Origin of the sequence: Vibrio sp. 10N.222.52.B12, from assembly GCF_002875385.1 — a bacterium.
Taxonomy (GTDB): domain Bacteria; phylum Pseudomonadota; class Gammaproteobacteria; order Enterobacterales; family Vibrionaceae; genus Vibrio; species Vibrio jasicida.
On record NZ_MDAW01000113.1, the window covers coordinates 23,321 to 44,934 of the forward strand.

The following is a 21,614-nucleotide window of genomic DNA, read 5'->3' on the forward strand; positions in this document are numbered from 1 at the left end:
GCAAATTTTACCCTCTAGCTACCGAAAAGATCATCTTTTTACTACTATGCATGCCCGATTTATCATCAACGACTGCATATTAGATGGAAAAACACTCAAGAAAAGAAGACTGGATGGCAATTCTTACAGGTACCTTTTTGGTAGCTCAAGGCGTTTTCTTTCTCCAATCCGCGAACCTCTTAACGGGAGGCACCACTGGATTGGCTCTGCTTATTAGCCAATTTACACCTTTTACGTTTGGTGTGCTGTACTTTTTAGCCAACTGTCCTTTTTACTTGCTGGCTTGGAAACGCTTTGGCCGTCATTTTGCGATTAATAGTGCAATTTCTGGCGCTTTGGTTTCTATCTTTGCGGACAACCTGTATTTGCTGATTTCACTTGAATCGATTAACGAGGTTTATTGTGCGGTAGCCGGTGGCTTACTGATGGGTTTAGGTATGCTGATCTTATTCCGTCATCGTTCAAGCTTGGGTGGCTTCAACGTACTGTGCTTATTCATTCAAGACAAGTTTGGCATTTCTGTTGGCAAATCGCAGATGGCGATTGACGCTTGCATCTTATTTGCGTCTTTCTTCTTCGTCACGCCTTGGGTTATCGGCCTCTCGATTCTTGGTGCATTCGCACTGAACCTAGTGCTTGCGATGAACCACAAACCACATCGCTATTCTGTGAGCTACGGTTCATAACCTTTCTGTGATAATTGGAGCGCAATTTATAAGATTTTGCGCTCCAATGACTATATAATACTTCGCCATTTCCTAATCACTCATGATGGTATGCGCGACTTCCTACAACGAGCCAAACAAACCAACAGTCAGATTGTTATTGGCGAGCTGATCTACAACCCAGAGACTCAAACCCTTCACAAACAAGCGGTCGTTATCGATCTTGAGCCGCGTAGCATCGAGTTATTAGAACTGCTGCTCACCAGTGTTGGCCACCCGCTGTCTGCAGAAACCATCATAGAGACCATTTGGCAAAGTAAGTTCATTTCAAAGAACGTACTTACCAATCGAATCAGTACACTTCGGGCCTTGCTACAAGAGCACTTACCAGAGCATGATGCCGCCAAACTATTGGTGACCTACCCGCGTAAAGGTTACTTTTTCAACCCAGCCAACATTCAGTTAATACCACCAGCGAGAGCCGACAAACGTAAAGCGAAGGTGGCAAACCCACAAAAAACGACTTCGTCATTGAAATGGCCTATCGCCTACTGCCTTTGTACTCTGCTAGCTGCCTCTTGCGTGATACTTTCCGTTATTGTCTGGCAACAGCAAGGAGTCTCCACTCAGCAAACTCGTAACCAACTACTGATTCCAAAAGTGGAGCTACTGCTTAACCGTGTTGATGCCTTAGGTGCAGAGGCAAGGGAATACCGCACCATGGTGAAAGCGATATTATTGCAACAACAAGTTGAGTACCCATATACGGACATCGCTAACCAAGATGCACCGAGCTATTTCCTCGATCCAATCAACGAGACGCCTTACTTCCCTGGCGCTCGCAACATGCAAACCAGCGATTATCAACTTAATATTGAACTCAAAGATGGTCCGACCGAAGGTGTTTTAAAGGCAAAAATGAACTTGATTTACCCTGCTACGGGTAAACTGGCCTTTCGTAACCAATACATGCTTCGCACCGCACACTTACAGTCGGATTTGTTTAAGCTCCACACGGACATTGCCCAATACTTCAACTTACCAGAACCGTCCAAAAGCACTTGGCATCTGAGTGACGCCCACAAGAAAATGCTGCTTGGAAAAGCATTTTCAACGACTGATATCAAAAACATGGATGAATTTGCCGCCATCACGATTGCTCGACATTTAGCTTTATACGAACAAAATAAAGCCGAACTCGAAGGTTTTCTTTATCAAGTACAATCCGGGTTTGACGCCTTACCTGATGAGTTAAATTTATGGATGGGGATTCTCCACTACAAACTTGGTAATCTCGATAAGGCGAAAACTTTCTTGACGACACCGGCAGGAGATTCATTGATTCAAAATGCCCTGATTTACACTTTTGTCTCTCATATCGCCTACAAGCAGAATAAGCTTGACCAATTCCGCCTCAATTATATGGAGTCTTTGGTGGCTCTGCTGCGCGTAATGCCTTCTGAAGAATTGTTTAGTCGCTTGTCACAACCAGAATCCAAAGAAACCTGCTTACAGCCTTGGAAGAAATTGCGTGTCAGTATTAAGGAAAAGGAAATAGTGATGCGTTGGAAGGCATTAATTGAAGAATACTGCACCAATATCGAGGCAGATATTAATCCAGATAAAACAAAGACCTAAATATAAAATTAAGCTTTCATTTAACTCTATTAGCTTTTATTTTTTGCCCTTTTTCTCACTCAAAACTTAGCATGGCGACATTCAAATAACGGCTCGATTTATCAGCCTTTACCAACTAGGAATGTAAACTCATGCTTAAAAAAATGACGCTTATCGCAGCAGCTACGATCGCACTTTACGGCTGTGGCGGCGGCTCTTCTTCCGGCTCATCAAGCGGCAATAAAGGCCCACAAAATAGCATCGATTACCCGATCCAAAACTCATCTTTTTCCCCAGTAGTAACAACAAAACTGAACTACGCCATTTCTGCAGACGGGCAACAAGTGGGCTCGGTGCTGATGAATTTTGATCCAATGAGCAGCCAAGAACTTCTTGACGCTTTAACTCTGATCCCACAATCAGCTCCAGTGCAACAAGTTATCCATGACTTAGTCAACAACGGTATCACTCAGTTTTACCTATCACAGCAAGTGGAAGAGAGCGGCGAAGAAGAGAAGTCGATTTACTTTGCCGGTACGGATGGCGCACTGCATGAAATCACGGACACCTATCTCGTTGATCATCGCTTTATCGTACCCATCATGAACAGCAGCCCAGTATTTCGCTTGGAAGGTTCGACAGTTAAGGAGAAAGATCCGAACATTGATATCAGCGTAAACACGGTCTCAGTCATTTTAAATCTAAATGGTGAACAAGTGGCAAACCTACTGAATGATTTTGATGATCACCAATGGGTAAAAACTTTGCCAAATGAGGCAAACTGTAAAGCGGGCTGGAGCCAACAAATCACCGAAACAGGCGCACGCAAAACTTTCAAAGTGTCTGGTAAATCAATTGAAGCCGCCTACCTAACCGAAACGAATACTTATAACCTAAGATGTGACGAGATGGACTCAATGGAGTTTGAGACATCCGCAGAGCGCTGGTTCAACCCTGCACTAGGGTTGATTGAACAAGTTGAACTGTTGAAAGCAGAACAGACTCAAATCAGTGAAGAGAAAGCGACACTGAGCAAGATCGAGAAAGCATAAGCCGCAGTCTTATCTCATAGAAAAAAGGCTTTGGGGAGCACTCCAAAGCCTTTTGTTTAGGATCGAAATCCTTAGGGGTATTTTTTATTTGCCTTTAAGACTCAATCAGCAAGATGCGTGTTTCGTAAGGACGTAGAACTTGATGATTGGAAGCAATCGCGCTGGTCGCATTCTGATAGTTGGCAAGCAGATTCTTGGCTTTGCTCATATCAAAGCGCTCTGGTAACACACACTCCACTTCTTCGCCGTAGTAATTGTTAATACACAACAACGCTTGCTTGTCGTTCTGGCGAGCGTAAGCAAAAATACGTTTGTGCTCTGGCAGCAAGTCCTCGTAACGACCATCAGTGATTACTTGAACCTGTTTACGCAGTTCAATCAAGCGCTTGTAGAAGTAGAACACCGAGTTCAAATCGGCAATTGCGGCTTCCGCGTTGATCTCAGAATAGTTCTGAGCCACCTCTAGCCACGGCGTGCCTTCAGTAAAACCCGCATGTTTCGCGCTGTTCCATTGCATTGGGGTACGTGAATTATCACGCGACTTCTGCGCCAAAATCGCCATCATATCGTCGTGAGATACACCATCGCGATTAACCATGATGTCGTACATGTTCGTGCTTTCAACATCGCGATATTGGCTGATTTCGGTGTAGCCCGGGTTGGTCATGCCGATCTCTTCACCTTGATAAACATAAGGCGTGCCTTGCATCATGTGTACCGATGCCGCAAGCATTTTGGCAGATTCAACACGGTATTGTTCGTCGTTACCTAATCGGCTCACAACGCGTGGTTGGTCGTGGTTACACCAAAATAGCGCGCCCCACCCTTTGCCATTTAAGCCGGTTTGCCAATGATTGAAGATCTGTTTCAGTTGGATGAAATCAAACGGCGCTTTCGTCCACTTATCACCATTCGGGTAATCGACTTTCAGGTGGTGGAAGTTGAACACCATCGACAGCTCTTTGCCATCTTGCGCTGAATACTGCTGACAATGCTCTAGCGTGGTGGAAGACATTTCACCTACCGTCACACTGCCATATTTCTGGAATACGGCTTCACTGATCTCTTGAAGGTATTCGTGCACACGTGGACCATCCGTGTAGAAACGGCGACCATCACCAATATCGTCACTTGGGAAATCTTGCTGCTTGGAAATCAGGTTGATAACGTCAAGACGGAAACCATCGACACCTTTCTCTGCCCAGAAGCTGATGACTTCTTTCACTTCTTCACGCACTACCGGGTTTTCCCAGTTTAAGTCCGCTTGCTCTTTAGCAAAAAGGTGCAAATAGTACTGACCCGTTTTTTCATCCAGCGCCCAAGCGTTGCCACCAAACTTAGATTGCCAGTTGTTTGGCTCTGCGCTATCAACAGGATCTTTCCAGATGTAGTAATCACGGTAAGGGCTGTTTTTGTCACCCAGTGCCGATTGAAACCACTTGTGTTCTGTCGAAGTATGGTTGACCACGATATCCATGATGATTCGAATACCCAGTTGGTGAGCCTCAGCCAACAGGGTATCGAAATCTTGCATGGTGCCGAAATCTGGGTTGATCGCATAGTAATCAGAAATGTCATAACCGTTGTCGATCATTGGCGATTGATAAACCGGCGTCAGCCAAATCGCATCCACACCAAGGTGTTTTAGATAATCCAGTTTAGAAATGATCCCTTTAATATCGCCCGTGCCTTTACTTCCACTGTCACAAAAGCTTTTTGGGTAAATTTGGTAGATGGTTGCGGTTTTCCACCAGCTCTCATCATGCTTGGTCATTGCCATTTCTAACGCTCACTTACCATTAAACGGAAACTTAAAAATCTTAAAAAATAGAGGAGATAAACGAGGCAGCCAAATCGCTGCCTCGGTTTGAATTACGCGTTAGCGGTTTCTAACTCGCCTTTCATCTGTGCGCGCTTATACAACACAAGCGTCAGCGCTACTGGGACCACAATCGCCACCAACATCGCCAGAGCAAAAACACCCCAGAACTGTGGTTGGATAGACAAGATACCCGGTAAGCCGCCCACACCAATACCATTCGCCATCACACCTGCGCTGCCACAGATAGCAGCGGCAATCGCACTGCCGATCATCGCGCTCAGCATTGGGAACTTGTACTTTAAGTTGATACCGTACATTGCAGGTTCTGTTACACCAAGATAAGCAGAGATAGCCGCAGGCACTGAGATATCGCGCTCGCCGTGTTTTTTGCTGATGATAATGATGCCGACTACCGCTGAAGCTTGAGCAATGTTTGATAGTGCAATCAATGGCCAGATTGGCGTACCGCCTAGCTCTTGCATCAGTTGAAGGTCAACCGCATTGGTAGTGTGATGAATACCCGTAATCACCAAAGGTGCGTATAGGAAGCCAAAGATGGTTGAACCAATCATCGCGAAGTCACCCGTCATGGCTGCTTTTGCTGCGAAAGCAACGCCGTCACCCAACATACGACCAAATGGACCAATAATAGAATGCGCAAGAATCACAGATACGATGATAGAGACAAACGGCACCACAACGAGGTAAAGATATGAAGGAATGATTCGCTTTAAATTAGTTTCTATGAATGCCAAGGCAACACCCGCTAACATGGCCGGAATCACTTGCGCTTGATACCCCACTTTCTCGATGGCGAATAAGCCAAAGTCCCACACTTCTGGCACTTGCTTACCAATCAGATAGGCGTTCATTAACTGTGGCGAAACCAGTGTCACACCTAATGTAATCCCCAAAATCGGAGTACCACCGAGTTTTTTGACTGTTGACCAACACACGCCAACCGGTAAGAAGAAGAAAATCGCCTCACCAATTAGCCATAAGAAAGAGTGTACCGTTGCCCAAAACTGGCTGATTTCCGTTAGCGTTTGACCATCAAACATCTTGATGTCGCCAATCACGTTACGGAAGCCAAGAATCAGACCACCAGTGATGATCGCCGGTAACAATGGCACAAAGATTTCTGCAAGGTGAGAAATACCACGCTCAACAATGTTCATGTTTTGACGAGCTGCGTTTTTTGATTCGTCTTTGCTCGCTTCACTTTTACCCGTCAGCTCGATCAGTACTTTGTAAACCTCATCAACTTCAGTACCAATCACCACTTGGAACTGACCTGCGTTAGTAAAGCAGCCTTTTACCATAGGTAATGCGTCTAATTGTTCAATATCGGCTTTGTCAGTGTCATTCAACACGAAACGCAAGCGAGTTAAACAGTGGCTTACACTGGCAATATTGTCCGATCCCCCGACCAGTTCAATAAGACGCTGTACATCTTGACGCGCAATCTTACTCATAACTTTGTCCACCCTGTATTGGATACATTCAATTCATCATTTTATTTTTATAATGGGAACATTCCCATTCGGTGATTTTTATATTGCCACTCCGCATTCAAAAACAAAATGGGAACAGTCCCATTAATTGAGAACGATCACAGTATAATTTTAGAGCAAACCATCGAAAGGAGGATTATTAACGAACTGGCTGCTGGGTAAAGTGCACCACAGACTCATCACCATTTAATTGATTAATCAGCATGTTAGCGGCCTTTTCACCTGCGAGAGAGTAACCGGGGTCCACACTGAAAACATTTGGAAAAAGGAAGGAAAGTAGCTCATTGCCACCCACACCAGTAACCACGACATCTTCACGCCCTCTTTCTTGCAGGCGCTTAATCACCCCAAGAGCAATGGTATCACTAGCACAAACGATGGCTTGCGTGTCGGATTGAACGACTTGATCCACCAGATGATAAGCACTTTCATGGCTAAGCTTGCCGGTTTGAAAACAAGGTTCGATGCGCTTTTTCTCACACCAAGATTGGTAAGTCTTCAGGCGAGCAAGCCCCGTCGTACGGTCTTCTGGATCAACGCCGATATAAGCAATGCGAGAAATAGATTGTTGCTCTAGGTGTGACAACGCCATCTCAATAACGCCTTGGTTATCGTAATTAATAGAAGAGACTAGCTTGGTATCCATCGCGATCACGACAATGCGATTGCCCCACTCCGCTAACGCTTGCTCATCACACCCAGTAAAACCAAACACGATAACACCATCGACATTACGGCGTTTAAGTACGTTTAAATGTTCGTTGGTCTTTTCACGATCGAACTGACTTTCCATGATCACCACGTCATACCCTGCTGAATACAAAGCATTGAGCATAGTGCCGACGGCACGGTTTTCTGAAGGGGAATCCAAACGAGATATAATCACCCCGATCACTTTCTGGCTGCCCCCACGCATCGACTGTGCAGACTTAGAAGGTACATAACCAGATTCACGAATGATTCTTTCTACCTTCTCTCGCGTTTGCGGTTTCACCTTAGGATCATTGGTTAACACACGGCTTATTGTCGATTTACCAACACCTGCCAATTTCGCGATATCAAGAATAGTGAGTTTTTTGCTCATAAGTGATCAAACTAAAAGTTGGATTTAAATAAAAGGGAAGCAGCGGCTTCCCTTATCTCAATCAGTAATGAAGATTACTTGTTTAGGTATGCAGGAACGTCTGCAATGCTGTCGAGAACAACCGTAGCAATCGCTTCGCCTTGTTCGGTAACTGGTTTACCAGTGCGAACCAAAATCTTAGTACCAACACCAGCCGCTTCAGCCGCCATCAAGTCTTCGGCTTTATCACCAATCATCACTGACTTAGCCATGTCGATTTTCAAAAAATCACGAGCAGAGATGAACATGCCTGGTTTTGGCTTACGACAATCACAATCTTGTTTGTATTCGCCGATACCGTGTTCAGGATGGTGAGGACAGTAATAGATGCCATCAAACTCAACACCGTTGTCGGAAAAGTTCCAGTCCATCCATTGAGTCAAAGAAATGAAACGATCTTCGCTGAATTTACCACGTGCAATGCCTGATTGATTGGTCACAAGCACCAACAGGTAGCCTTTATCTTTCAGCGCTTTCGTCGCTTCAAAGACACCGTCAATGTACTCAAAATCATGTTCGTCATGAACGTAGCCATGGTCAACGTTGATCACGCCGTCACGATCGATAAAAACAGCAGGTTTTGCCAAAACGTATTTCTCTATTTACTCGGTTTCATCAGATTATTACATACCTTATAAGCACTCACACTATCTAATTGGTATGAGGAAGTGACAAAACAGTTGATTTGTCACCCGAGAATCGGTAAATCTTGAATATCCCTCTTTTATATCCCGTTCCGCCAAACATCTTCTTGCTTTATTTCCTAACAAAACATCCATACTTTTAGACGTCTAGACGTAAAAATATCTATTGACTTACTACTGCTTAACCCATAGCATCAACTGAGAATTGAGATAGAGTTCAAAATTTACTCCTGTTAAAAGCCGTTTTTAACAGCGAAGTTCCCAGTATCTCTGTGCAGGTTGAAACATGATAGAAATTAAAAACGTCAATAAAGTGTTCTACCAAGGCAGTAAGGAAATTCTTGCCCTTAAGGACATTAACTTAAATATCGCGAAGGGCACCATCTTTGGTGTTATCGGCTCATCGGGCGCGGGTAAAAGTACTCTGATCCGTTGCGTGAATATGCTGGAAGCCCCAACATCAGGCTCCATCATTGTTGATGGCGTAGACCTGACCAAACTCAACAAGAAACAACTGGGAGAAACCCGCCGTAACATCGGGATGATCTTCCAACACTTTAATCTGCTATCGTCTCGCACCGTTTTTGATAATGTCGCACTCCCTCTTGAGCTAGCAGGCAAAGACAAATCTCAAATCACAACAAAAGTGACTGAGTTGCTTAAACTGGTTGGCCTTTCTGACAAGCACGAAAGCTACCCAGCAAACCTAAGTGGCGGTCAAAAGCAGCGTGTGGCGATTGCACGTGCTCTGTCTTCTGATCCAAGTGTTTTGTTGTGTGACGAAGCGACCAGCGCACTCGACCCTGCAACGACGCAGTCAATCCTAGAACTTCTAAAAGAAATCAACCGCAAACTGGATATCACGATTCTGCTTATCACTCACGAAATGGAAGTGGTTAAGAGCATCTGTCACGAAGTGGCGATCATTGGTGATGGTGAACTTGTGGAAAAAGGCACCGTGGGTGAAATCTTCGCTCATCCGAAGACAGCACTGGCACACGAGTTCATTCGCTCTACTTTGGATCTTTCTATTCCAGAAGATTACCAAGCTCGCTTACAAACTACGCGCGTAGAAAACAGCTACCCGTTGGTTCGCCTAGAATTTACTGGTGCAACCGTGGATGCCCCTCTGATGACGCAAATCGCTCGTAAGTACAACATCGACGTGAGCATCCTAAGTTCCGATCTGGACTACGCTGGCGGCGTGAAGTTCGGCATGATGGTCGCAGAACTGTTTGGTAGCGAAGAAGATGATAACGCAGCAATTGAATTCCTGCGTGAGCACAACGTGAAAGTAGAGGTACTTGGCTATGTCCTTTAATACGATTTCTGAATGGCTGAGCTTAAACAGCAACCTACTTTTGGGCGCAACGTGGGAAACCTTTTACATGGTGGCAGTTGCTGGCATCGTTGGTTTCGCGGTTGGCATCCCTCTTGGTGTAATTCTGCACACCACTAAAAAAGGTGGCTTGCTTGAAAACACCAAGCTAAATGGCGTTCTTGGCGCGATAGTCAACATTGGCCGTTCAGTGCCTTTCCTAGTATTGATGGTTGCGATTATTCCAGTAACTAAGCTGCTTGTCGGTACGTTTATTGGTACAACGGCAGCGATTGTTCCACTCACGATTGGTGCAATCCCATTTGTGGCACGTCTGATCGAGGGTGCTTTACTGGAAGTACCGACAGGCCTAGTGGAAGCAGCTCAGTCTATGGGCGCAACCCCAACTCAAATCATCACAAAAGTTCTGCTTCCTGAAGCAATGCCGACTATTGTTAACTCAGTGACCATTACCCTAGTAACACTAGTAAGCTATTCAGCAATGGCGGGGACGGTAGGCGGCGGCGGTCTTGGTGACGTAGCCATCCGTTATGGCTTCCACCGTTATGATGTCGTTATCATGGCCGTGACAGTCGTGATGCTAATTGTGTTAGTACAAATTATTCAGTCTATCGGTGATGCAATCGTACGCCGTGTAGACCACAGATAAGAATTGAAAATACCAATTATAAGGAGATAAAGATGAAATTTAGCCTTAAGAGTCTTTTGACTGTAGCCACTGCCGCTTCTGCACTTGTTCTAGCAGGTTGTGGTGATAAAGAAGTCGACGCAAACAAAGTAAAAGTTGGCGTAATGGCGGGTGCAGAGGCTCAAGTTGCTGAAGTAGCAGCAAAAGTTGCGAAAGAGAAATACAACTTGGATGTTGAGTTGGTGACGTTCACTGATTACGTTACACCAAACGCTGCGCTAGATGATGGCTCAATCGACGCAAACGCGTTCCAACACAAGCCATACCTAGACCAGCAAGTAACTGACCGTGGCTACAAGCTAGTAACGGCTGGCAACTCTTTCGTATACCCAATTGCGGGTTACTCTAAGCAAGTTAAATCGGTTGATGAGATCGAAGATGGCGCTCGTATCGCGGTACCAAACGATCCAACAAACCTTGGTCGTTCTCTTCTACTTCTTGAGCAACAAGGTCTGATCGAACTGCGTGATGGCGTTGGTCTACAAGCAACTGTACGTGACATCGTTGGTAACCCAAAAAACATCACTATCGTGGAGCTAGATGCAGCACAACTTCCACGTTCTCTTGATGACGTAGCGATTTCTATCATCAACACGACTTACGCAAGCTCAATCGACCTAACACCTGAGCGTGACGGTATCTTCGTAGAAGACAAAGAGTCTCCATACGTAAACCTAATCGTTGCTCGTGAAGACAACGTGCAAGCCGCTAACGTACAAAACTTCGTTAAGGCATACCAAACAGATGAAGTTTACGAAGCAGCGAAAGACATCTTCAAAGGTGGCGTAGTTAAAGGTTGGTAATCCCCTCTTTCTACAACACTTGAAACTTAAAAAGGGCGCTCATCGGAGCGCCCTTTTTGCATTTGTTTTCATTGCGGTTTTATATCGTTAAAACAGCTGAATTTCGTCTTGCTCAACCTTCTTTTGCTCCTGTTCTGGCTGCGTATCCACTTGCGGATGTTTAAACACATAAGGCGCTAAAAATGCAGTAAAAGGGATAGTAAGCACAATGCCTACACTGCCCGCTAACGCATTCACCACGGCGAGTCCTACCAACGGCATATTCATAAACTGGCTCGCTGGCATGTTAAGCCCCCACACCATCATGATGGTCGTCAATGAGCCGCCAGCAAACGCCAAGATCAAGGTGTTAGTCATGGTTCCCATGATGTCTCGACCAATGTTCATCGATGCTCTAACCAACTGCTTTGGCTTGAGTTTCGGATCAGTTTGTTGCAACTCCGCGTACGCCGATGCAATCGAAATCGCAACGTCCATAACAGCGCCAAGCGCAGCAACGACAATCGTCACGAACATCAACCAGCGAATGCCCATCTTCACCGACGTTAGATAAATAACGTCTTCGCCTTTGTCGAGGTAAATGCCCGACAAGTGCGCCATTTCGCCAAACCACTGTGCCATTACACCCGCAGCGATCACACCCAGTAACGTGCCGCCCATGGCACATAAACTCTTCCGGTTATAGCCAGAGACGAGAATAAAGCTGACCACGATGATCACCACCATCAATAAGATGCTGATCAACATCGGATTCCAACCTGCAAAAATACTCGGCACCAATACGCCAACGATCAAGGCGGCAGTGAAATAAAGAGCAACCATTGAGTTGATGCCCTCTTTCTTGCCAAAGCTCAGCAGCAGCGCGCAAAACAGCGCAAGCATCAGGTAAATCGCGTCTGATCGTTTGTGGTTATACGCCCAATAGACGGTGCCATTGGTGGTTTCACGGATCATCATGATGAAGGTATCGCCTTCACTGACATACACGTTGTGCTGGCGACTAAGAGGATTGGTGACTTCCACCTCTAAGCCTTCACTCTCTCCCTCAAGGATTTTTGCCATGAAGACTTGCTTACCTGTCATCACATCCGGCACGAGCGGATCTGGCGCAACATGGTTTGAGAGCGAACGCGTGACGGTCGCTTCAACAAACTCTTGTTGCTGACGAGATTTAGGACGGAAATCTTCACTCCACGAAGAAGAAAACTGGAAGATAAGCGTGGAGATAAGGGTAATCAGTAGGGTGAAACCCCATCGGTTATAGATTCTTTTGATCATGAAGCACTCTTCTACATCACTCACTCAAACCGGTTTTGTCTTAAGCGAGTAAAATTAGGCGCGGTAAACTACCGCGCCCACATGCAGGATTAATGAGTTTGATTACAACCTGCTATTTTCTCATCAAGGGTCGCCGCGTCTTTGTTAGGGTTAACAAAGTAGCTAGACGAATCATTGATGTTCACAGACTTAACAATCGCTGGGTACTTTGGGTTTTCCAAGTCAATCGAGACACAGATTTCCATGTTCTTCAATTGATCCCACAGCGCTTTGCCTTCGCCCTCACGCAGTGTCGTGATGTCACCACTTGGTAGGTATTGAGTGAATGACCAGTTACCCACGCTGCCACTGAAATCTGCCACGTTGATACCTTTGTTCTCTTCAACATACTCCGTCAGCATGTCGCGAATTGCGTACACTTGTTCATTCACTGAGTCATAGAACACATCGTCTTTGCTCGCCCAACCAAACTTCTGGATTTGCGAACCAAAGCGGTAGCTGTTCATCGCCACTTTGTAAGTCGCATTTGGATCGAACTGCTCGCCACCAATGCTGGTGATATTCACGCGGCTACCTTCATTAGTCACCGTGTTGTTTTCATCCAACTCTAGCGACGGTTTGCTTAGATCCACAGTGAACTCGATGTCACCATCAAATTGGTCGTATAGGTAAGCTGGCGCGCCTTTCTTAAACGACACCGTAATGTCACCCGGTTGATACTGGTTGAAGTAAGAGTATGACCACTCAATGAAGCGTTTCAGGTTTGCACCTGTCATCTCAACGCCAAGCAAGGTGTTATCGTACTTGTACAAGTTGGTCGATTTGCCTTTGGTGTACACTTCGCCATCGATCAGGTTAGATTGATCAGAGAACAGCGACGCAGCAGACACAACCGCACCATTACCTTCACCGACCGCATCTTCGATTTTCTGCATTTGGATTTGGTTAATCACGTCCATCAACGGTGTATCAACAACTTTCGCAAGGTGAATCGTCGAGTACAGACGCTCTGCGGTGTAGTTGTAATCCGTCGCTGTCGCTTCATCTGGAAAGCCAGTTGCGCTTGGTGTGAAGTCACCCGTTACACGACCAAGCTCACGAGTTGCGTCTTCAACCGAGATATCATGCACGTATTGGAATTTCGCTTGCAGCGCTTGCTCTTGTTCCACTTTCTTCGTACCGATGTTGGTCAATGTGGTGTCTTCCATTGTCCACTTATCATCAACTTTCTTCAGTTGAATCTCAGCTTTCGCAAGGTAAGCACCCCACTTGCCCGGCTCAATGATTTTGACGCTTTGCACGCGGTTGTCTTGGTTGTATTCACCAGACTTGGTTTTGTCTTCAATCAACGTATTTTCACCGCCGATTTCTGATGTTGATTTGCTGATTGGGGTAACCGTGCCATCAGCATTCACTTGCTCGATGTAGTTCGCGTGTTCGTGACCCGCTAAGATGACATCGAATTTATCCGCCATTGCTGACGCGATTTCGTAAACACCCACACCACCATCTTCTTGGCGACCAAGGTGAAGTGCACCAACAATCACGTCTGGATTGTATTTAGACACCAGTTGGTCAACCGCTTCTTTAGTGGCATCCAATTCGTTCTCAAACTTCAAACCCTTGAAGTGATCCGGCGCAGACGCTTCCCAGTTCGGGACGTTCGATGGCGTTAGACCAACGATCGCCACTTTCACGCCTTCCACTTCAAACATTTGGAACGCACGAATGTAGTTCACATCGTTGCTTTCCCATTTGATGTTTGAAGACAGTACCGCACCATTAAAATGATCGAGGTTGCGATCGACAAACGAACGCTCAAAGTTGAATTCATGGTTGCCAGGTACCCAAACATCAAAACCAAGAGAGTTCATACTCTCGACTACTGGGTGAGTTGGATCATCGTTGAATAGCTGCGCGGAGTTGCCCTGAACCGTATCACCGATATCAATCAGGATCATATTTGGGTGCGCCGCTTTTTGGTCAGCAAGCAGAGTCGCAATTCGCGTAATACCAGCGTCGTCATCTTCCGCATTCAATGCATAGTCAAAACCGAATAAACGACCATGTAGGTCAGATGTAGCCGCAATAGCGATGGTGACTTCATCCGCTTGTGTCGCTTCACCTTTCACAACCACATCAGGCGTGTTAGTCAGTGTTTTGCCTTCTGCGACTACAGGGCTGTAGTCCGATGGAACTTCTACGTATTTCGTATCGTCGTCATTGCAGCCAGCCATCAGGCCGACAACAGCAATACAGACGAGGCTTCGTTTAAATAATGTCATCACAATTCCTTCCAGATTATTTTTTTATATATATTTTCGGAAGGGGCCCTCTTCCCAAAACCTTAAAAAGGATATGGATGTTATTTTAATTTTTTGAGAAGCAAACGTTTCAATGCTTATAAAGCATGCAACTGAGTTACATTTTTCTTTGAATATGAACAAAGATCACAATCAAGGGGATGAGAGGAATGGTCAGTGAAAATGCTTTTTGAATCAATATATTGATAAAATCAATAATAGATAATTTTACTGATCAGGTTTGATTCATTTATATCGATAGAAAAAAGCTGGCATAGACGCCAGCTTTAAAGAATAGACTACTTGATGTGGTCCCAAGAGATGTTGGAGACAATTCGGCAATCGTCACACTTAAAGTAGAAAATGTCGTGCAGCGGTTCGTCGAGTAACCAGTCACCACCACATTTTGGACACTTGCGCGCTTTTTCCGCTTCAAGTGACTCACCACCGACGCGGTATTGGTAGTAGTACGTTGGAATCTTGGTGATGTATTCAATACGGCCACGCAAATCCCAACCACGGCGGAACAACACACTGTCTGAGTCGCAAATTTCATGCAGCGCAGCGTGTTCAGCGCGGCAACCACCCGCCATTTGGATTTCATCACACGCTTGCCATTCGGTTTGCCATTTCACCACCGCTTTATGGTCACCATTCAGTGTTGCCCCATTACGGTAAAGTGGAATTGGCAACAGCGTCTCACCACTGCGCAGTGGAGAGCAGGTATGCACGTAAGTGGTGTAAAGTACTTGCCAACTTGGAGTCTCTTCTTCAGCCGCTTCTTCTGAATTCAAATCACGACCCAACATGCGCATTTTCGGCGCAAGCAACGACGCTTCCGACAAACGATTCATGCACACTTTGACGAAATCAGAATGGTAGCGAGGATGCAAACTGTCTTGCTCTGGGCAAACGACGCGAACATAAAACTCGCCATCACCCATTACGATAGGAAATTCACGACCCAGAACTTGTCCGTTGTAACGCAGTGCGTCCATCAGACCATTAATCGCTTTATCTACGGCGCTTACGGTAGTGTTATCAAAACACTCAAATTGCAACTCAACAACGTACATGCTTACACCGCTGCCTCAAGTTTGCTTAGAAACTCGGTCAGTGTTTCAGCCAATACGTCACGTTTATCAGAACCCAAGCGCTCAAGAATCACATTACCCGTTAAGTTACAGATTGAAATCACATCCAGCTCGGCATCAGTCGCTGCAATAAATACCGTCGGCTTTAGTTTTAGACGACGCTGAGTCACCAGGTGACCAAGAATGTTCTCTTGCAGACGAGTAAAGTCATCGTCACTCCAAACTTGCAGCAGTGTCAGTTCATTGCCTTGCCAAGTCGCGTCCATATCAGCACTGTATTGCGAACCATAGAAAAGCTTAATGTCTTCATGCAACGTCAATTCAATTGCATTCTCAACGTTGGTGAAGTCTGCCATCTCTTCACGTGGAACCGATTTCCACAAAACGACCTCATCGCGTTTCTCTTCTACACATGGAGAAACAAGATCAGCAAGCTCTTCACTGCGTGGCAGTTCGTTGTGTTTGTCTTGCCAAGCTTGTTGGTAGCGCAGGCTAAAATCCTGTAGAGCCTGAGGAACGGTTTGGGTCATGAAGGTCTCCTGGTTTGTTTTTATCAGGTTGCGGTATCTGCCGGATGGCAATTAATCAGCGGATTCAGTAAAATTCTCGCCATTCTAATCGAAAATGACCACAAAGTATGAGCAAATATTCTGACGCTAAAGAGCTTGCTGGCCTGACTCTGGGTAAAAAGACCGAGTACGCAAACCAATACGACGCGAGCTTGCTGCAACCTGTTCCTCGCAGCTTAAACCGTGACGACCTTGAACTTGGCGACAGCCTCCCGTTTATGGGCCACGACATTTGGACGCTGTACGAGCTATCTTGGCTAAACAGCAAAGGCTTGCCTCAAGTTGCGGTTGGCGAAGTGTACATTCCAGCAACTAGCGCAAACTTGATTGAGTCAAAGTCGTTCAAACTGTACTTAAACAGCTACAACCAAACGCGTTTCGCTACTTGGGAAGAAGTGACTGAGCGTTTGACGCAAGACCTATCGGCATGCGCAGGTGAGCAAGTACTTGTGGAAGTAAACCCAGTAACTCATTACACCAACCAACCTATCGTGACGATGGAAGGCGAGTGTATTGACGCTCAAGACATCGAAATCACCAGCTACGATTTTGATGCTGCACTGCTTGAAGGAGCTGCTGGTGATGAGCAAGTAGAAGAAATTCTTCACAGCCATCTACTAAAATCGAACTGTTTGATCACCAACCAGCCAGACTGGGGCAGCGTAGAAATTCGCTACCAAGGCGCCAAGCTTGATCGTGAGAAGTTGCTTCGTTACCTCGTTTCATTCCGTGAGCACAACGAGTTCCACGAGCAATGTGTTGAGCGCATTTTCACTGACTTGATGAAGTACTGTCAGCCAACAAAACTGACGGTATTTGCACGTTACACACGTCGTGGTGGTTTGGATATCAACCCTTACCGTTCAACGGAACAAGACAAGCCCGCGCACAATAACCGCATGGCGCGTCAGTAATCTGAGTAGAGAATCAAAAGTGCTTGAGTTCCACACTCAAAAACTAATTGCTTAAATACTCAAAAACGCCCAGCTATCTGTTGGATTGCTGGGCGTTTTTCTCTAATATTGTTTATTCAAAAACGACACAGTTCGAGGGAACGAAAAGGATGTTTTGGGACAGTTCGCGTCTATTAAGGCTGATTGGCTTTCTTTGCTTATTGTTAGCACAGCCACTTCACGCGACCATTTTATCTTCCGCTTTGCTCAATGAAGCTCAGCAATTGGCTGAGATCGAACCTTCACAAGCCAAACAAGCGGCCAAAAACTACCTATTGCAACGCGAGCTGACAGAACGTCAAGAGAACGGAAGCCCCTCTGCTATGTCTCGTGAAGAGACCGATCGCAGTATCCGCACGCCAAGCAGTACCATCGAAGCACACAAGATCATTGCCCAAGCCGATTACACCATGGGGAACATTCGTTCTGCTATCAATAACCTTGATGAAGCCGAACGTCTTGCCAAAGAATACCAATTGCCATACATGAATCTGGACGTGCAGCTAATGCGCAACCAAATGATTTGGATGTATGACAAAAACTACGCAGCCGCAGAAGAAAAACTCGATCAAATCGAAAAACAGATTGAAGACGCCAACCCTGTATTGCAACGCACCGACAGCGTGCATTATCGCTTGGTGATGCAGCGTGCGCTACTGGCAGCAAACAGTGGTGATAGCGTTAACGCCGACCGTTTATACGCACAAGCTAAAACCATGCTGAAAGATAACCGCTCGGACCTGATTTTAATTGATTACCACACCGCCGTAGGCGAATTTTATCTCAATGATAAAAAGTACAACCTCGCCCTTTCTGAACTGCTATACGGCTATTGGCAGTCAATCGAGAGCGACAGCGGTGCACGCTTAGCAAAAGTAAATCGTTTATTGGCGCGCCTGTTTCAAGAACGCCGCGTGTATGACAAAGCGATCGAGTACCTCTCTCAGGCCGCAGACTTTTACGATAGCTACCCAAGCTCACCGATTTTGGCCGACGTGCTAGAGCAAATGGGTGACATCTATTTCTACCAAGGCAAATTTAATCTGGCTTTAGTGCACTACTTCAACGTACTGGACCATGACAGCACAAGTAAGAATATCAACCGCATTATCAAGATCCGTTTGAGCTTAGCGGCAACCTATCTCCAGCTTTATAACTACGCATTAGCAGAGCAGTACCTTGACCGCTCTATGGATTTGCTTGCATACGCAGACCTACCACAACTAGAAGCGAAAGCGGCATTACTGCAATCGGGATTGGCTTACCACCAAAATGAAAGTAAAAATGTCATAAATAATGCGAAAAAAGCACTCGACCTGATCGAGAAGGCACCGGACGATACAGGCTTTATCAAACAGCAGTCTTACCGCCTACTGGGCTTGGGGTATGAGCAAGCAGGCGAATACCAACTGTCGTTACAAGCCTACAAAAAGTACACCAGTCTTGTGCGATTAGAGCAAAAGCAACTTAACCAAATCAGTGAGGATGCCTTTCGCCAGCAAAAAGAGTTTGCCGAACAAAGCATTCATTATGTCGGCCAAGCGGACAAGCTTGCACAAGTTGAGATGGAACATCGCAAGTTCCAAAAGATTTCATTCGCCCTGTTCATTACTGTGCTGGTGATGTTCTTATTCATCATGCGTCGTGGTGTGATCATGCAGCGTCAAACATCACAAATCGACAAGCTACGTAATGATCTCTTCACCCACTCGCGTTCGCGTCTACGTAACTTACGTATGTTGAACGTGAAACTGTCGCGTTCGTTGAAGAAATCGAGCGATACGTTTGAACAGTGGCAAATGGGCGAACTGATCCACGAGCCCCTCAACGACCGCCTACGCTTTGTGATGATCGACTTACCATTCTTACGAAGTATGTACGTACAACACGGCTACAAAGCTGGTTTGGAACTAGAGCGGGCTTTTGGTGAGTTCTTGGCAGAACGTATCCAGAAACCAACACGTTTGTACCACTTCTCAGATGCAAACTTACTGTACATCGAACCCAATGCTGATCGCGATGCTTCTGCGGAAGCCACATTCAACAAATTCCAAAGTTGGGTGGATGAGTTTGCGGCCAAACACCATGTGAATCGCACGATTCGTATGGGTATCAGTGATTACCCATTCTTGCCACGTGCCTACACCGCCATTAATGATGAAGAACTGCTCGACTTATTATTGCTCGCTACGCACATTGCCCGTGAGGTCAGCTTAAAAGATAAACACAGCCATTGGGTGTTCTTGAAGGCGATTGATAACGCGCCCGCCGCAAGCTTTGCAACCGGTAACATAAGAACCGCTTGCCAACATGCCATCAACCAAGGGCTAATAAAGATTCATTCTTCGTACAAGAATGAGGACGACATCAAAAAAATATTAAAAAACGGATAATTAACCAACGGTTGAGCATAATCAGTGATGACGCTATAAAGTTTTTTGTTATTATCAAATAATCGTCAGTAGTACATGGACTTAACCGTAGTCACTTCATGGGAATCTTGGAATCCGATATTCAGTCGCAGCTTCATCAGCTGAGTTGTCAACTTGACCAACTCAGGCTGACTCATCGTGATACTTCGCTCAAATTTAAACGTGAGCAGCAAGTTCTGAAGCGAGTTGTGGCATCATTGTCTTCTGCTTGTCAGGGTTCAAACTCTCAAGTAACCAACTACCTGCTCGAAATTCAGCAAGAACTCGAACATCAAAAAGATGTCAGCGCGCTGATCCCTCGTTTAGCAGTGCTAGAAAGAATGCTCAAACAGCAGTCTAAGGCGATGGAAAAACAAAACGGCTATCTCGACGAACAAATCAAACACAGTGGTGAGACGCTTCAGCGCATCACAGGTTTGCCTGCGCAGCTAAAACGCGAACTGCGAAATCTCATGAGCTTTTCTGAAGTTCATGCGGGTAAAAAAGTTGACCAAGCAACCAAGCTACTGAGCATTTATGAGCGTGCGCTCAAGATCATCACATCCAACTCACGCCTTAACCTTGGCGAGCTAGAAAACGGGCCAGATAAATCACAACTGGAATGTTTAGCCAGCGACCTCCAGCACACGATTACCGAGCTCGACTTTGAAGGCGAATCGGGTGATCAACTGTTGGATATCCGTGCCAAACTACTTTTGGGTGTGAACGCTGAGTCACTGATTGAGCTGACGTTAAATACGCTTAAACTGGTCGTCGAAGCCACTAAGTACGAGCGTAAATCATCAGAACAGTTCCTAGAGCAACTCAATACTTCGCTTTCAAGCAATCTGAAAACTGTTCATCAGAACGTCGATCAGCATCAAACCTACTTCGAACATCGCCAAGAATTGAATTCAGAGATGACTACCTTGGTGGAACGCAGCCAAGAATCTCTGGAACATGCACAAGATCTCGAAGAGTTGAAAGGTGAAGTATCACCATTGCTGGCCAAGATGGCCTCTTTGACTGAGCGCTTAAGAATGACCGAAGAGCGCGAACAAGCCCTTCAAGAACGCTTAAGCTACAGCAAAAACCAGCTTGAAGCCGTCTTTGAATCAACGCAAGATTATCGTCGTCGCTTGGAAGATCAAGCACAGCGCATGCTGCTAGACCCATTGACCAAGGTATATAACCGCGCGGCTTTTAATGATCGTTTAGAGTTAGAATATCGTCGTTGGATTCGCTCACAACAAAACCTTCGTGTTGTACTGTTTGATGTCGATAACTTCAAAGCCGTTAACGACAGCTATGGCTACACTGCTGGCGACAAAGCATTGAAGATTATTGCTCGCACCATGAGCAAGCGCATCGCCGATACCGAAACCGTCGCTCGATTTGGCGGTGAAGAGTTCATCATGCTTATCCCTGAGCAATCAGAAGAATACACGCTTGAATTGATGAAGCACATTCAGCGTGATATCAGTAAGTTGCCATTCAAGTTCCGCGAACAAAACATCATGATTACGCTGACGGCGGTTTCCACTTCCTTCAAAGAAGCAGACAACCCTGAGTACGTCTTAGATCGTCTTGGTAACATGCTAAGAGATGCCAAGCAGCGTGGTAACAGTCAGGTGAACTGGAACTAAAAAGCGTTCAAAAAACAACCAAACGAACGCTTTTTACGTGCTGTTTTGTCATATTGCCTCAAATTTTCAACGAGTTATCACGTTTCTCCCTTA

17 protein-coding genes are annotated in these 21,614 nt (G+C 45.7%); 9 read left to right on the forward strand and 8 right to left on the reverse strand.

Annotated features, from left to right (window positions below):
* Positions 1-83 precede the first annotated feature (83 nt).
* The 3 genes from BCT11_RS10425 to BCT11_RS10435 all read left to right on the forward strand — a co-directional run bounded on the left by BCT11_RS10425 (position 84) and on the right by BCT11_RS10435 (position 3,334).
* On the forward strand, positions 84-686 hold the full coding sequence (locus tag BCT11_RS10425; protein ID WP_038865389.1) for a YitT family protein: 603 nt from the start codon (positions 84-86) through the stop codon (positions 684-686).
* A 90-nt stretch (positions 687-776) separates the two neighbouring features.
* Positions 777-2,303, forward strand: coding sequence for a winged helix-turn-helix domain-containing protein (locus tag BCT11_RS10430; protein ID WP_102388287.1), 1,527 nt, complete (start codon positions 777-779; stop codon positions 2,301-2,303).
* A 131-nt stretch (positions 2,304-2,434) separates the two neighbouring features.
* Positions 2,435-3,334, forward strand: a complete 900-nt coding sequence (locus BCT11_RS10435; protein ID WP_102388288.1) for a hypothetical protein — start codon at positions 2,435-2,437, stop codon at positions 3,332-3,334.
* A gap of 94 nt (positions 3,335-3,428) precedes the next feature.
* On the opposite strand, the gene treC is transcribed toward BCT11_RS10435, so the two are convergent.
* The 4 genes from treC to gmhB all read right to left on the reverse strand — a co-directional run bounded on the left by treC (position 3,429) and on the right by gmhB (position 8,380).
* Positions 3,429-5,114, reverse strand: coding sequence for an alpha,alpha-phosphotrehalase (treC, locus tag BCT11_RS10440; protein WP_045419251.1), 1,686 nt, complete (start codon positions 5,112-5,114; stop codon positions 3,429-3,431).
* 92 nt (positions 5,115-5,206) lie between these two features.
* On the reverse strand, positions 5,207-6,631 hold the full coding sequence (gene treB / locus BCT11_RS10445) for a PTS trehalose transporter subunit IIBC (protein ID WP_038865395.1): 1,425 nt from the start codon (positions 6,629-6,631) through the stop codon (positions 5,207-5,209).
* 178 nt (positions 6,632-6,809) lie between these two features.
* Positions 6,810-7,754: a trehalose operon repressor TreR gene (gene treR, locus BCT11_RS10450; protein ID WP_045419253.1), complete on the reverse strand. Its 945-nt coding sequence runs from the start codon at positions 7,752-7,754 to the stop codon at positions 6,810-6,812.
* Positions 7,755-7,828: 74 nt separating this feature from the next.
* Positions 7,829-8,380 (reverse strand): D-glycero-beta-D-manno-heptose 1,7-bisphosphate 7-phosphatase, encoded by a 552-nt coding sequence (gmhB, locus tag BCT11_RS10455; RefSeq protein ID WP_038865397.1) that lies wholly within the window; start codon positions 8,378-8,380, stop codon positions 7,829-7,831.
* A gap of 343 nt (positions 8,381-8,723) precedes the next feature.
* Here gmhB and metN point away from each other — a divergent pair, with 343 nt between their 5' ends.
* From metN to BCT11_RS10470, 3 genes are read left to right on the forward strand one after another with little or no spacing between them, the layout of a single operon-like run.
* Positions 8,724-9,758: a methionine ABC transporter ATP-binding protein MetN gene (gene metN, locus BCT11_RS10460; protein WP_038865399.1), complete on the forward strand. Its 1,035-nt coding sequence runs from the start codon at positions 8,724-8,726 to the stop codon at positions 9,756-9,758.
* Positions 9,748-10,425 (forward strand): methionine ABC transporter permease, encoded by a 678-nt coding sequence (locus BCT11_RS10465; RefSeq protein WP_038865400.1) that lies wholly within the window; start codon positions 9,748-9,750, stop codon positions 10,423-10,425. Before metN ends, BCT11_RS10465 begins: the two co-directional genes overlap by 11 nt.
* Positions 10,426-10,457: 32 nt before the next feature.
* Positions 10,458-11,267 (forward strand): MetQ/NlpA family lipoprotein, encoded by an 810-nt coding sequence (locus BCT11_RS10470; RefSeq protein ID WP_038865401.1) that lies wholly within the window; start codon positions 10,458-10,460, stop codon positions 11,265-11,267.
* 87 nt (positions 11,268-11,354) lie between these two features.
* Here the strand turns inward: BCT11_RS10470 and BCT11_RS10475 are convergent, their stop codons facing one another.
* The 4 genes from BCT11_RS10475 to syd all read right to left on the reverse strand — a co-directional run bounded on the left by BCT11_RS10475 (position 11,355) and on the right by syd (position 16,472).
* Positions 11,355-12,545: a YibE/F family protein gene (locus BCT11_RS10475; protein WP_102388289.1), complete on the reverse strand. Its 1,191-nt coding sequence runs from the start codon at positions 12,543-12,545 to the stop codon at positions 11,355-11,357.
* 89 nt (positions 12,546-12,634) lie between these two features.
* Positions 12,635-14,830: a 5'-nucleotidase C-terminal domain-containing protein gene (locus tag BCT11_RS10480; protein WP_102388290.1), complete on the reverse strand. Its 2,196-nt coding sequence runs from the start codon at positions 14,828-14,830 to the stop codon at positions 12,635-12,637.
* Between the two features lie 317 nt (positions 14,831-15,147).
* The gene (locus BCT11_RS10485; protein ID WP_038865405.1) at positions 15,148-15,924 is read right to left on the reverse strand and encodes a Zn-ribbon-containing protein; all 777 of its coding nucleotides are present in this window, start codon (positions 15,922-15,924) and stop codon (positions 15,148-15,150) included.
* Positions 15,925-15,926: 2 nt separating this feature from the next.
* Complete coding sequence (gene syd, locus BCT11_RS10490; protein ID WP_005440129.1) at positions 15,927-16,472, reverse strand: SecY-interacting protein; 546 nt, start codon at positions 16,470-16,472, stop codon at positions 15,927-15,929.
* A 107-nt stretch (positions 16,473-16,579) separates the two neighbouring features.
* Here syd and queF point away from each other — a divergent pair, with 107 nt between their 5' ends.
* The 3 genes from queF (at position 16,580) to BCT11_RS10505 (ending at position 21,521) form a co-directional block, all read left to right on the forward strand.
* Positions 16,580-17,425 carry an NADPH-dependent 7-cyano-7-deazaguanine reductase QueF gene (queF, locus tag BCT11_RS10495; RefSeq protein WP_038875582.1) on the forward strand — a complete coding sequence of 282 codons (846 nt, stop codon included), beginning with the start codon at positions 16,580-16,582 and terminating at the stop codon, positions 17,423-17,425.
* A 149-nt stretch (positions 17,426-17,574) separates the two neighbouring features.
* On the forward strand, positions 17,575-19,857 hold the full coding sequence (locus BCT11_RS10500; protein WP_102388291.1) for a hypothetical protein: 2,283 nt from the start codon (positions 17,575-17,577) through the stop codon (positions 19,855-19,857).
* A 98-nt stretch (positions 19,858-19,955) separates the two neighbouring features.
* Positions 19,956-21,521 carry a GGDEF domain-containing protein gene (locus tag BCT11_RS10505; RefSeq protein WP_038875579.1) on the forward strand — a complete coding sequence of 522 codons (1,566 nt, stop codon included), beginning with the start codon at positions 19,956-19,958 and terminating at the stop codon, positions 21,519-21,521.
* Positions 21,522-21,614: the final 93 nt, after the last annotated feature.